Origin of the sequence: Rhizobium sp. AN68, from assembly GCF_030758035.1 — a bacterium.
GTDB classification, from domain to species: Bacteria; Pseudomonadota; Alphaproteobacteria; order Rhizobiales; family Rhizobiaceae; genus Agrobacterium; species Agrobacterium tumefaciens.
On sequence record NZ_JARWMI010000003.1, the window covers coordinates 1840856 to 1853453 of the forward strand.

Here is a 12598-nt window from a genome sequence, read left to right on the forward strand (position 1 = left end):
GATGACGAAGGGAGAACACCTATTTCAACATCGGCCAGAGGCTGACGACGAGAAGGACGGCCATGGTGATGTTGAACCATTTGAGCCGCACGGGAACGGAAAGCCAGTCGCGCAGGGCCGAACCGAAGCCCGCCCAGGTCGAAACGCTGGGAAGATTGACGGCGGCGAAAACCACGCCGACGATCAAAACGGTGACGAGATATCGCCGCTCATCCGTATAGGTCGCCATCGCGGTCACGGCCATTACCCAAGCCTTGGGATTGACCCACTGAAAGGCTGCGGCGGCAAGAAAGCTCATCGGCACCGATGCGGCAGCACCCTCGTTCAGGCTGCGGGACGTGCCGATCTTCCACGCGATCCAGACGAGATAAAGTCCGCCCGCGAATTTCAGCACGGTATAGAGCAAGGGCACAGAGTGCAGCAGCGCGCCAAGCCCAAATCCGACGCCGATCAGCAATGACAGGAACCCTGCCCCGATGCCCAGCATATGCGGGATCGTGCGGCGGAAACCGAAATTCACGCCGGAGGCAAAAAGCATCATATTGTTCGGGCCGGGCGTAATGGAGGTTGTGAAGGCAAACAGCACCAGCGCAACGAGGGTTTCGACAGTCATGATCTCTCCTGTGAAAAGACCCTATCCGCCGAACCACCATCAAACCAGTCCGATCAACCGATAGGCGTAGTCAAATTTTTTGATGGATCGATCCTTTCCATGCCGGGTTTGAGAAGTCGGAACAAAGGGCTATTCTCCGTCAACAACCGCTGGAGCGAACCGATGTATGACGACATTCCTTCCGTCACCCTGCCATCCGGAAAAGAGATACCAGCCCTTGGCCTCGGCACCTGGAACATGGGCGAGATGAGATCATCGGCTCCTCAGGAAGTCGAGAGCATTCGCAAGGCGATCGATCTCGGCATGACGCTGATCGACACGGCCGAAATGTATGCAGACGGCCGATCCGAAGAAGTGGTGGGCACGGCGATTGCCGGCCGGCGCGACGAGGTGTTTCTGGTCAGCAAGGTCTATCCCTGGAACGCCAGCGCCCGAAGCACGATTGAGGCCTGCGAGCGCAGCCTCGCAAGGCTCGGCACCGACCGGCTCGATCTCTATCTACTGCATTGGCGTGGTGATCACCCGCTGGAAGAAACGGTGGCCGCTTTCGAAAAGCTTAAAAAAGCAGGCAAGATCGGCGACTGGGGCGTCTCGAATTTCGACACCGACGACATGGAGGAGCTTTTCGCTGTTCCCGACGGTAAGAATTGCGCCGCCAATCAGGTGCTCTACAATCTCTCCCGGCGCGGACCGGAATTTTCCCTTCTGCCCTGGTGTCAGTGGCACAGCGTGCCGCTGATGGCCTATTCGCCAATCGAACAGGGGCGCATCCTCAACAACCACGAACTCATCCGCATCGCCAAGGCCTATCAGGCTACGCCTGCGCAACTGGCACTGGCCTTTCTTCTGGAAAGAGAAGGCGTCATCGCCATTCCAAAATCCGCCAGCGCCGCACGCGTGGAGGAGAACCGAGGTGCCACCGATCTCGAAATCACCGATGAGGACTGGGCCGCACTGGATGCCGCTTTCCCTCCACCGACACGCAAGACGGCGCTGGAAATGCTTTGATTTAACAAAGCATTAAGATATTTTTCGGAATCAGGCACTCAAGCAATTGAATCGAAATGTGAGCCCTGCGAACTGATGCTTTGGGCTGCAACATTTCAATTCAATAACGGCGCAGCGAACCGCGCCGTCAGTCTCTTAGACATGCTGCACCCAGTTACGGTATGCGGCGCTCATATTCCTCTTTCAGCCCCAGCCAGCTATCCCAGAAAGGCCCCGGTTCCTTTTCCTGAAGACGGGCGGCGAGAATGTCGAGATGCGCATGCCAGCCGGCGCTGACATTGAGCTTGGTCGTGCGATCCGCAAGCCGGCGGTGAACCAGTGTCAGAAGCACATCCTTGCCCAGAGCCTGAAGCTCGATCGACACCTCTGCGCTCTCACCCCAGGTGAAGACGAGGCGATGCGGCGCAACGACGGTGATGATGCGTGAGGTCATCCTGTTCTCTTCGGAAAAACCTTCCGGGCGGCTGCCCGGCGGGTCGGAAAGCTCGTCGTTGCGCCAGACGAGTTCAAATGGTGCGTCGGGCGCAAGCCGCATCTCGCCGGACGCCAGCCACCGGCGGCGAAGTTCGCTCTGTGTCAGATAGGCCCAGACCCGCTCGATTGGTCCCGGCAGGAGCCGTTCTATTTTCAGGGTTGTCGGCTCGACGAGCCGGCCATAGGCGTCAGGCATTGCAATATCAGCCATTGTCATTTCCTCCATCTGCAGGGGATTTTCCCTGATCATCCTCCCTGAGCATCTGCTCAAGAATATCGAGGCGGCTGTTCCAGAACTGCCGGTAGAAATCCAGCCATTCATGCGCCTCTGCCAACCGTTCCGGCGCAAGGCGGCAGACATGGGTACGCCCCCTCACCTCACGACGAATAAGCCCGGCGTTTTCCAGCGCCTTGATGTGCTTGGATGCCGCAGCCAGCGATATGTCGAACGGCTCGGCCAGCTGGCTCACCGTTCGCTCGCCACGGGATAGATCGCGCAGCATCGTGCGCCGCGTCGCATCGCCAAGGGCATGAAAGACAGTGTCGAGATGTGGAACAGATAATTCAACCATGTTGTTGAATATAGGCCACCAGACTTAAAAGTCAACCATATGGTTGAATATCAATTCACCGGAGCGCAGCCCATAAAAAACCCGCGGCGAACCGCGGGCTTGGTATTACAAGGATATTCGAAAGGCGGAGGATCACATCCCCTGCGAACCGCGGTTCATGGCTGCAATACCCGTGCGGCAGATCTCGATCAGGCCGAGCGGTTTGATGATGGCCACGAACTGGTCGATCTTGGACGACTTGCCGGTGATTTCGAAGATGAAATGCTCGACTGTCGCGTCCACCACCTTGGCCTGAAACGCATCCGCAAGACGCAGCGTCTCGGCGCGGGCTTCACCCGAACCGGCGACCTTGATCAGCGCTACTTCACGCTCGATCGGCCGTTCCTGCCCGAGTTCGCGGGCGCGAACGGTGAGATCGAGCACCCGGTGCACAGGAACGATGCGTTCCAGCTGCGCCTTGATCTGCTCCAGCACGATCGGCGTGCCGCGCGTTACGATCGTGATGCGCGATAGATGCGCCTCATGCTCGGTTTCCGAAACCGTCAGGCTTTCGATGTTGTAACCCCGGCCGGAAAACAGGCCGATGACCCGGGCGAGAACGCCCGGCTCGTTGCTGACGAGAACCGACAGCGTGTGATTTTCGACGGCAGCCGTTTCCTTCTGGATGAAATAGGCGGAGCCGGTGGGTTGTAGGTGTGCGTTCATGTCCTTTTCCTCTCCCGGCTCAGACTAGCTGACGGCCCTTGGCATCGATGGCGTTGGCAACAGCTTCATCCGTCGCCTCATCCGGCAACAGCATCTCGTTATGGGCTTTACCAGATGGGATCATCGGGAAGCAATTGGCGAGATTGGCAACGCGGCAATCGAAGATGACCGGCCTGTTGACCGCAATCATCTCGGCGATCTTGTCGTCCAGTTCCTTCGGATCGTCGCAATACATGCCAACGGCGCCATAGGCTTCCGCCAGTTTGACGAAGTCAGGCATGGCTTCGGTATAGGAGTTGGACAGGCGGTTGCCGTGCAGCAACTGCTGCCACTGCCGCACCATGCCCATATACTGGTTGTTGAGGATGAAAATCTTCACCGGCAGACCGTACTGGATGGCGCAGGACATTTCCTGAATGCACATCTGGATCGAGGCATCACCGGCAATGTCGATAACCAGCGCTTCCGGATGCGCGACCTGCACGCCGATAGCTGCCGGCAGGCCGTATCCCATGGTACCGAGACCGCCCGAGGTCATCCAGTGGTTGGGCTCCTCGAAGCCGAAGAACTGCGCCGCCCACATCTGGTGCTGGCCAACTTCGGTGGTGATGAAGGTCTCGCGCCCCTTCGATGCCTCGTAAAGACGTTGCAATGCATATTGCGGCATGATGACATCGTTGGAATTCTTGTAGGCGAAGGAGTTGCGGGCGCGCCAGCGCTCGATCTGCAGCCACCAGTCCGCGGTCTGCGCTTTTTCCGGCTTCTTCGGCAAAGCGCGCCACAGGCGAACCATATCTTCCAGAACATGGCTGACGTCGCCAATGATCGGAACGTCGACGCGTACGGTCTTGTTGATCGAGGACGGATCGATATCGACGTGAATCTTCTTGGAATTCGGCGAAAACGCATTCAGGCGCCCGGTGATACGGTCGTCGAAACGCGCGCCGATGCAGACCAGCACGTCGCAATCATGCATTGTCATATTGGCTTCGTATGAACCGTGCATGCCCAGCATGCCGAGCCAGTTCTTGCCGGAAGCCGGATAGGCGCCGAGACCCATCAGCGTCGAGGTGATCGGGAAACCGGTCAGCTCTACCAGTTCGCGCAGCAGCCGTGTCGCTTCCGGGCCGGAGTTGATGACACCGCCACCGGTGTAGAAAACCGGCTTCTTTGCCTTAGACATCAATTCGATGGCCGCGTGAATGGCGTTGAGATCGCCCTGAACCTTCGGCTTGTAGCTCTTCTGCTGAATGGCAGCGGAAGGCGGTGTATAGGTGCCGGTGGCGAACTGGATGTCCTTCGGAATATCGACGACGACGGGGCCGGGACGACCAGTCTGTGCGATGCGGAAGGCCTCATGGATGATGCCCGCCAGTTCGTTGACGTCCTTTACCAGCCAGTTGTGCTTGGTGCAGGGGCGCGTAATGCCGACGGTATCGCATTCCTGAAATGCGTCGGAGCCGATCAGCGATGTCGGAACCTGGCCGGAAAGGCAGACGAGCGGAATGGAATCCATCAGCGCATCCTGCAGCGGGGTGACCGCATTGGTGGCGCCGGGACCGGAGGTAACGAGCATGACACCGACCTTGCCGGTGGAGCGGGCATAACCTTCGGCAGCATGGCCGGCACCCTGCTCGTGACGTACGAGAATATGCTGAATGTCTTCCTGCTGGAAAATCTCGTCGTAGATCGGAAGCACGGCACCACCAGGATAACCGAAGATATGCTCGACGCCGTTGTCCTTCAGCGCCTTCAGAACAATCTCCGCACCTGTCATGCTATTGCTGTTTTCCGTATTATCCTTATCCGTCATTGCCTGTTTCCATCCCGCTTTGGCTTTGGATATCGAGGAGCCCGAGGGCCTGTTTGAAGACATAAAAAAAGGCCCCTAGAGGAGCCTCGTTCAGCGCATGGGTGCTTTCGCCGGATGGTTACACCATCCTGCCCATGCGCCGTCCCACCACGATAAGTACGTTAAGATTTTTCATGGGCCGGAGTGTTAGCCAGAAAAGCGCCAGTCGTCAACGCATATTGCGGAAAAAATCGGCGTCGGCTTCTTTTATTACCCGTAAGGCGCCATGGACGAAATTTTCGAACGCAACAAATACACAGGTTGTTAAATATAATCTTTTACAATCAAAGATGCAGATAATGCCCGAACCACCGCGATCATCCGCATGTACCGGGATAAGACGTGAATAGTGACGAGTTTCATAGAGCGTCCCGCATGGACGAAAACGAACGGCGATCCGGCCAGCAGCCGGCTAACCGCATGCTCGGCCGCGTCATCGCCTGTGATGGCGCCCATGCGACAATCGCCGCAGAAACGGAAATCGGCTCAACCGATGTCGCGCAGCTCTGGTCCGTCGGACGCCTGATCTCGATCGAAATGGGAACGAGCCGCGTCGCCGCACTGGTATATGCCATGCGCACGGGCGAAGAACACTGGTCGTCGGACAAGCCGAACAGGCTGCTGATCGACGTGGAACTCGTTGGCGAAGTCTACCGCACCGAAGATGGCAGCGAACGTTTTTCCACCGGCATTTCCCGTTACCCCTACCTGGGCGCGGTCGCGCATCGCATCCGCACGGGAGACCTTTCCAAGATCTATGACAGCGGCAAGCGAGACACATGCGTCATTGGCAAGCTGACGCAGGACGACACGATTGGCGCGGCCATCAATATCCAGCAGATGCTGGCGAAACATTTCGCCGTCGTCGGCTCGACGGGCGTGGGCAAAACCACCGCCGTCTCCCTTCTTCTGAACAAGGCGATCGAGACGGACCCGAAGCTGCGTGTCCTCATTCTCGATCCGCACAATGAATTTGCGGCCGCCTTTCCCGATCACTCTGTCGTCATCGACACCGACACGCTCGACCTTCCCTTCTGGCTGATGCGCCTTGAAGAATTCGCGGAAGTGATTTTCCGCGGACGCAAGCCCGTACCGGAAGAGATGGATGTCCTTCGCGACATCATTCCGGAAGCGAAAAAGGCATTTCGCGGCACAGATGGCTCCGCCGTTCGCCGCACGTCCGACAAGAGCGCGATCACGCCGGATACGCCGGTACCTTACCGCATGGCCGATATTCTCGCCCTCATCGACGAGCGCATCGGGCGGCTGGAAGGGCGCGGCGAAAAGCCGACCCTGCGCTCCCTCAAGGGCCGCATTCTCTCGGCCATCAACGATACGCGCTATAACTTCATGTTCTCCAGCAATACGATCAGCGACACCATTCTGGAAACGGTGGCGCATATCTTCCGTATTCCAGGAGAAGGCAAGCCAATTTCGGTTTTCCAGCTGTCCGGCATCCCCTCGGAAGTGGTGAACTCGGTCGTCTCCGTCCTTTGCCGCATGTCCTTCGAACTCGCGGTGCTGGCGCGCGGCTCGCTGCATATGCTTGTCGTCTGCGAAGAAGCGCACCGTTATGTTCCCGCCGACCCTGAGCGCGGATTTTTCCCGACCCGGCAGGCGATCGCGCAGATCGCCAAGGAAGGCCGCAAATACGGTATTTCGCTTGGCGTCATCAGCCAGCGTCCGAGTGAGCTGGACCAGACCATCCTGTCGCAGTGCTCGACCGTTTTTGCCATGCGGCTGACGAACGAGATCGACCAGAAGATCATTCTGTCCGCCGTACCGAACGCCTCAACCTCGACCACCAGTTTCCTCTCGTCCATCGGCAATGGCGAGGCAATCGCCTTTGGCGAGGCGGTGGGCGTACCGATGCGCATGCGCTTCGACCGCGTCTCCACGGCAAAATTGCCGAAGGCAAACGGCGCAGTCAGCCATACGCCCCACGAAACGCCCGATACAGTCGATCTGAACACCATCGTCAGCCGCATGCGCGCGGTAGCCAAGCCGGTCATCACCGGCTTCCAGCAAAGCGTCGAAGCGGCCTTCTCCGATATGCAGGAACCGATGTCAGCTCCCAGGGAAGCGGACGACGTCGATCGCTGGAAACGCGAACTGGGGACGGCGGCGACAGAGGGATACGAACCCTACCGCCCCGACATGCTGCCCGGACGCACAACCTTAGCGCCGCAGTCGCCCGCAACGGCAACGGATACCAGCGCTGTCAACGAATTGCGTAAGGTCGGCTTCCAGATGCAGGCACAGAGTGGCCCGCCTCCTTCAGAGACACGCCCTTCGCTGCGGGAGAGCCTGATGAAAAAGCCGCTAGGCAGCCTTTACCGCAAGGACTGAGCGCGGCCCCTACGGCTGGATACGTGCCCAGTCCGGCCCCATCTGGTTGCGGAACCAGGTCATCTGCCGCTTGGCATATTGGCGGGTCGCGGCCGCCGATTTTTCGATGACCTCTGCCTCACTCATACCGCCAGCCAGCATATCGGCGATCTGGGAAACGCCGATCGCCTTCATCGCTGTGGCATCAGGCGCAAGGTTCAGGGCGAGAAGAGCTTTCACCTCTTCCACAGCACCACTCTCCATCATGGTTTCGAACCGCCGATTGATGCGGTCGTGCAGCACGGGCCGTTCCGGCAGGACCACGAATTTCTCCGCTCTGTCCGGATCAACTATCATCGGACCACTGGCTTTTTGGAACTCCATGATCGACTTTCCGGTCGCCTCCATGACCTCCAGCGCCCGGACGATCCGCTGGCCGTCCCCCGGCTGAAGCCCCTGCGCCATCAAGGGATCGCACTGCGACAGCTCCGCGTGCAGGACCGTTGACCCCTCTTCGATCAGCCGGGCGCGCAGCCTCTCGCGTATGTCGTCAGGAATGGCGGGCATATCGGACAAGCCGCCCGTCAGCGCCTTGAAATAAAGCCCCGTACCGCCAACGATGACCGGAAAACGCTGCTGCCTGCACAAATCCACAAGCAGGGCGGAAATGTCCCGCAGCCATTCACCCGTTGAATAGGAACTGCTTGCCGGCACATGGCCGTATAGCAGATGTGGCACGCCTGCCATTTCTTCCTCGGATGGCCGGGCGGTCAGCACCCGCAGCGTGTCATAAACCTGCATGCTGTCGGCATTGATCACGACACCGTTCCGCTCCCGCGCCATACGAAGCGCAAGCGCGGACTTGCCGCTTGCCGTCGGGCCGGTTATCAGGATCGCATCAAAATTCTCATCAAGGTTTTTCATCATGGCTTTCGTTGCCACGCTTATCGCCAATCCGTCAAATCCTGTTCTGACACCGGCCCTCGGCGAAGCGGCCGCAAATGCCGTAAACGCATCCGGTCTCTACTGGCTGGCCGATGGCATCGCCTGCGATATTGCCCTGCCCTCTGGCACCGATGCCGAACAGGCACGTGACGCGATTGCCGATGTGCTTTCGGGCCAGCCGATCGATATCGTCGTTCAGGAACAGGACAAGCGCCGCAAGAAGCTTCTGATCGCCGATATGGATCTCGACCATGATCGGTCAGGAATGCATCGACGAGCTGGCCGCCGAAGTGGGATTGAAGGACAAGGTTTCCACGATTACCGCTCGCGCCATGAATGGCGAAATCGCTTTTGAGCCGGCGCTCCGCGAGCGCGTGGCGCTGCTGAAGGGCCTGCCGGTCTCCGTCATCGATGACGTCATCGAAAAGCGCATCACGCTGACATCAGGCGGCAAGGAGCTGATCGCCACCATGAAGGCGAAAGGCTACTATACCGCCCTCGTTTCCGGCGGTTTCACGGTCTTCACCGGCCGGGTGGCGGCGATGCTGGGGTTTGATGAGAACCGCGCCAATCTTCTCGGCGAGGCCGATGGCCAGTTGGATGGCACCGTTGCCGAACCGATCCTCGGCAAACAGGCCAAGGTGGATGCGCTGAACGATATCGCCGCAAAGCTCGGCATCTCGCCGGACGAGGCAATGGCGGTCGGCGATGGCGCCAACGATCTCGGCATGCTGCATCTGGCCGGCGCGGGCGTTGCCCTGCACGCCAAGCCCGCCGTCGCCGCCGAGGCGCAGATGCGCATCGACCATGGCGACCTGACCGCACTCCTTTATATTCAGGGTTACCGCAAGACGGATTTTGTCGTTCCATGATCATCCGCGAAACATCAAGGCTCATTCTGCGCGAGTGGAAGGAGAGCGACCGCAATCTGTTCCGCGAAATCAACGCCGACGAAAAGGTCATGGAATTTTTCCCTTCCGCCGCAGCCATGCGGAAGCGGATGCGGTTCTCGAAACCATCAATGGCATGATCCGCGGCAGCGGTTACGGCTTCTACGCCATGGAACTGCGCGAAACCGGTGAGGTTATGGGATTTTGCGGCATATCGCCGGTCATGAACCTCGATCCGCCCTTTCCGCTCGGAACCATGGAAATCGGCTGGCGGCTCGCCACCCGTTTCTGGGGTCACGGCTATGTCACCGAGGCCGCGCAATCGCTGCTCGTCATGGCTTTTGACGAAAAGGAAACGCCGGAAATCGTCTCCTTTGCCGTCCATGACAACCAGCGTTCGACGCGGGTGATGGAACGTATCGGCCTCAAGCGTGACCCGTCACGAGACTTCGACCACCCGCGCGTCCCGGAAGACACCCATCCGCATCTGCGCCAGCATGTGACCTATGCGCTGACGCTCGCGGAGTGGCGGGAACGACGGGCACAGTAGCGCCCTCGCCCGCCAGTTCGGCAATTATTTCACAGCCGCATTTCCGCCGTCGGCAAACAGGGCCGATCCGGCAACGAAGCTCGACATCGGGCTGGAGAGGAAAAGGGCGGCCTGCGCCAGTTCCTCCGGTTCCGCAATGCGCTTCATCGCATGCAGCCCTGCAGCCCACTCCTTCTGGGCCGCATCTCCCGCCATCGGCGTATCGACTCCGCCGGGAAGCAGCGCATTGGCGCGAATTCCCTTGAAGGCGTAGTCGGCAGTAATGCCCTTCACCAGCCCCATCAGCGCCGCCTTGGAGGTGCCATAGGCTGCCATGCCGGGTATGCCGGCGCTGGTGCCGACGAAGCTGGAGATGAAGACGACCGAACCTCCTCCCCGCTTCAACATCGCAGGGATCTGGCTGCGCACGCTGAGAAATGCGGAAGTGAGATTGGCAGTGATCACGTGATCCCATTCCTCTACCGAAATCTCCGCAAGCGGTTTTGTTGCGCCAACGGCACCGGCATTGTTGACGGCGATATCGAGACCGCCAAAGACGGTCATGGCCGCATCCGTCAGACGGGCATGGGTTTCCGCAACTGTGACGTCACCCACCACGGGGTGAACACGACCGCCGGCCTGGCGAATGGCGGAAGTCACGTCCTCGAGTGCCTCGGCACCACGCGCGTTGATAATGACGGCCGCGCCCTGTTCGGCAAACAGCCTTGCCGTCGCCTGGCCGATGCCGGATGACGCGCCAGTTATGATCGCAACCTTGTTTTCCAATAATTTCATATCCTTGGCCTCCTTTGGCGGAGACCGAGGAATAGAGAGCAAGCCGAACCACAGCCACCCGATTCCTGCCGAACCGGGCGAAAGAAGCTTTACTCCAGCGGCAGCGCCACGACGCGTAGATTGCCCTGTGCATCGGCAACCATCATATGCGCATTCTTGCGACCCTCGGATTTCAGGCCGTTGACACGCACAAGCACGTCGCCCGGAACCTCCATGAAGTCTTGTCCGACCTCGACGATGACATCACCCGCCTTCATGCCCTTCTGTTCGGCCGGCGAACCCTGATCGACGCTAGCGACAAGCACGCCTTCGACGCTTTCGGCAATGCCCTTCTCCGTCCGCAACTCGTTGCTCAGCACTACGAGGTTCATGCCGAGCACACGCTGCGGCGCTTCGCGCACCTCCGGCGTCTGGTCCTGCGCCTGATCGTCGGAACCGCCCTTGTCATCAGGCACGACCATGCCGCCGTCACCGTCCTCGGCCTGCGGATCGTCGGTTGCGGCCTTTTCATCGGGCGCATCCTGCAACTGGCCAAGCTTTACCTTGACGGTCTCTTCCTTTCCGTCACGGAAGACCACGACATCGACTTCCTTGCCGACCGGGCTTTCCGCCACGATCCTCAAGAGGTCACGCATCTCGTGAATATCCTTGCCGTCGAATTTCAGTACGATATCGCCGGCCTGGATCGGGCCGTTTTCCACCGGGCCACCCTTGGCCACGCCGGAAATCAAGGCACCCTTTGCCGCTTCCATGCCAAGGCTTGCGGCCACGTCGTCGGTAACCGGCTGGACGCGCACGCCGAGCCAGCCACGGCGGGTTTCGCCGAATTGGATGAGCTGCTCGACGATATTCTGGGCGAGTTCCGTCGGAACCGCGAAACCGATGCCGATCGAACCGCCGCTCGGCGAAATGATCGCCGTATTGATGCCGATCACCTCACCCTTCATGTTGAAGAGCGGACCGCCGGAATTACCCTTGTTGATTGCAGCATCCGTCTGGATGAAGTTGTCATAGGGACCGGCATTGATGTTGCGCCCGCGCGCGGAAACGACGCCGACAGTCAGCGATCCACCGAGGCCGAAGGGATTGCCAACGGCCATGACCCAGTCACCGATGCGCATGCTGCGCGAATCGCCGAACTTGACTGCCTTCAGCGGAGCCTTCGGCTCAACCTTCAAAACGGAAAGATCGGTCTTGGTATCAGTGCCGACCAGCGTTGCCTTCAGCTTCGAACCATTCGGGAAAATCACCTCGATGGCGTCTGCGCCCTCAATGACGTGATTGTTGGTGACGATGTAGCCAGCCGGATCGATAACGAAGCCGGATCCCAGCGAACTGACCTTGTCGCCGCCTTCCGGTTTCTGGTTGTCGAAATAATCCTTGAAGAACTCCTGGAAAGGCGAACCTTCCGGCAGTTTCGGCGGCACAGGCCCTTTGCCCTCAGTCTTGACGTTCTGCGACGTCGAAATATTCACCACCGCATCAAGAAGGGGTGCGGCAAGATCGGCGACCGATGCCGGCCCATGGCTCTGCGCCCATGCCGCAACCGGTGCCGAAAGGCTACCCGCCACAAGTGCGAAGCCCGCGACTGCGGCAATGCTGCTGCGAAAAGGCGAAAGAAGGGTCACGGCCATAAGCGTCCTCGCGTTTCAAATCGTCATTCCCTGCATATATCGTCAAAGCATAAGGCGGAATGATGAAGTGTAAAAATACCTTTTCGTGAACAGCACCGGCTGCCTTGCTCACTGCCTACAGCATCGGCGCGAAAACGGATATCCCTTTCCGGGCGCGAGACAACAGGATTTTGCCCCTTTCCGCTTTGCTGCCACCCAGCCATTCGCTCAAAAAGAAAGGGCCGGTTAAAACCGGCCCCTCCAAAATCATTCG

The 12598-nt window shown here is 59.2% G+C and carries 10 protein-coding genes and 2 pseudogenes; 4 read left to right on the forward strand and 8 right to left on the reverse strand.

Annotated features, from left to right (window positions below; genetic code table 11):
• Positions 1-19: 19 nt before the first annotated feature.
• Positions 20-613 (reverse strand): LysE family translocator, encoded by a 594-nt coding sequence (locus tag RBH71_RS22135; RefSeq protein WP_003513090.1) that lies wholly within the window; start codon positions 611-613, stop codon positions 20-22.
• A gap of 162 nt (positions 614-775) precedes the next feature.
• Here RBH71_RS22135 and RBH71_RS22140 point away from each other — a divergent pair, with 162 nt between their 5' ends.
• Positions 776-1621 (forward strand): aldo/keto reductase, encoded by an 846-nt coding sequence (locus tag RBH71_RS22140; protein ID WP_003513092.1) that lies wholly within the window; start codon positions 776-778, stop codon positions 1619-1621.
• A 154-nt stretch (positions 1622-1775) separates the two neighbouring features.
• Here the strand turns inward: RBH71_RS22140 and RBH71_RS22145 are convergent, their stop codons facing one another.
• The 4 genes from RBH71_RS22145 to RBH71_RS22160 all read right to left on the reverse strand — a co-directional run bounded on the left by RBH71_RS22145 (position 1776) and on the right by RBH71_RS22160 (position 5185).
• Positions 1776-2306: an SRPBCC family protein gene (locus RBH71_RS22145; RefSeq protein ID WP_003513094.1), complete on the reverse strand. Its 531-nt coding sequence runs from the start codon at positions 2304-2306 to the stop codon at positions 1776-1778.
• The gene (locus RBH71_RS22150; protein WP_003513097.1) at positions 2299-2667 is read right to left on the reverse strand and encodes an ArsR/SmtB family transcription factor; all 369 of its coding nucleotides are present in this window, start codon (positions 2665-2667) and stop codon (positions 2299-2301) included. The genes RBH71_RS22145 and RBH71_RS22150 overlap by 8 nt, the downstream gene beginning before the upstream one ends.
• Positions 2668-2799: 132 nt before the next feature.
• A complete protein-coding gene (gene ilvN, locus RBH71_RS22155; protein ID WP_003513099.1) occupies positions 2800-3372 on the reverse strand; it encodes an acetolactate synthase small subunit in 573 nt (190 codons plus the stop codon).
• A 19-nt stretch (positions 3373-3391) separates the two neighbouring features.
• On the reverse strand, positions 3392-5185 hold the full coding sequence (locus RBH71_RS22160) for an acetolactate synthase 3 large subunit (protein ID WP_013636474.1): 1794 nt from the start codon (positions 5183-5185) through the stop codon (positions 3392-3394).
• A 381-nt stretch (positions 5186-5566) separates the two neighbouring features.
• On the opposite strand from RBH71_RS22160, the gene RBH71_RS22165 reads away from it, so the two are divergent.
• Positions 5567-7573: an ATP-binding protein gene (locus RBH71_RS22165; RefSeq protein ID WP_080580898.1), complete on the forward strand. Its 2007-nt coding sequence runs from the start codon at positions 5567-5569 to the stop codon at positions 7571-7573.
• Positions 7574-7582: 9 nt separating this feature from the next.
• Here the strand turns inward: RBH71_RS22165 and miaA are convergent, their stop codons facing one another.
• Positions 7583-8479: a tRNA (adenosine(37)-N6)-dimethylallyltransferase MiaA gene (miaA, locus tag RBH71_RS22170; RefSeq protein ID WP_003513105.1), complete on the reverse strand. Its 897-nt coding sequence runs from the start codon at positions 8477-8479 to the stop codon at positions 7583-7585.
• Between miaA and serB the strand changes: the two are divergent.
• A pseudogene (gene serB / locus RBH71_RS22175) lies at positions 8478-9369 on the forward strand (phosphoserine phosphatase SerB). The gene miaA and the pseudogene serB sit on opposite strands and share 2 nt — an antisense overlap.
• Positions 9366-9937, forward strand: a pseudogene (locus RBH71_RS22180) (GNAT family N-acetyltransferase). The pseudogenes serB and RBH71_RS22180 overlap by 4 nt, the downstream one beginning before the upstream one ends.
• A 24-nt stretch (positions 9938-9961) precedes the next feature.
• On the opposite strand, the gene RBH71_RS22185 reads toward RBH71_RS22180, so the two are convergent.
• Entirely contained in the window at positions 9962-10711 is a 750-nt protein-coding gene (locus tag RBH71_RS22185) for an SDR family oxidoreductase (RefSeq protein WP_003513111.1), read from the reverse strand.
• Positions 10712-10800: 89 nt separating this feature from the next.
• A complete protein-coding gene (locus RBH71_RS22190) occupies positions 10801-12345 on the reverse strand; it encodes a Do family serine endopeptidase (RefSeq protein WP_003513113.1) in 1545 nt (514 codons plus the stop codon).
• Positions 12346-12598 lie beyond the last annotated feature (253 nt).

What these genes read in the sequence shown, in the direction of transcription:
- RBH71_RS22135 (WP_003513090.1), bottom strand. Translation starts at nt 613, where the DNA reads ATGACTGTCGAAACCCTCGTTGCGCTGGTGCTGTTTGCCTTCACAACC.
- RBH71_RS22140 (WP_003513092.1), top strand. Translation starts at nt 776, where the DNA reads ATGTATGACGACATTCCTTCCGTCACCCTGCCATCCGGAAAAGAGATA.
- RBH71_RS22185 (WP_003513111.1), bottom strand. Translation starts at nt 10,711, where the DNA reads ATGAAATTATTGGAAAACAAGGTTGCGATCATAACTGGCGCGTCATCC.
- miaA (WP_003513105.1), bottom strand. Translation starts at nt 8,479, where the DNA reads ATGATGAAAAACCTTGATGAGAATTTTGATGCGATCCTGATAACCGGC.
- RBH71_RS22150 (WP_003513097.1), bottom strand. Translation starts at nt 2,667, where the DNA reads ATGGTTGAATTATCTGTTCCACATCTCGACACTGTCTTTCATGCCCTT.
- ilvN (WP_003513099.1), bottom strand. Translation starts at nt 3,372, where the DNA reads ATGAACGCACACCTACAACCCACCGGCTCCGCCTATTTCATCCAGAAG.
- RBH71_RS22160 (WP_013636474.1), bottom strand. Translation starts at nt 5,185, where the DNA reads ATGACGGATAAGGATAATACGGAAAACAGCAATAGCATGACAGGTGCG.
- RBH71_RS22190 (WP_003513113.1), bottom strand. Translation starts at nt 12,345, where the DNA reads ATGGCCGTGACCCTTCTTTCGCCTTTTCGCAGCAGCATTGCCGCAGTC.
- RBH71_RS22145 (WP_003513094.1), bottom strand. Translation starts at nt 2,306, where the DNA reads ATGGCTGATATTGCAATGCCTGACGCCTATGGCCGGCTCGTCGAGCCG.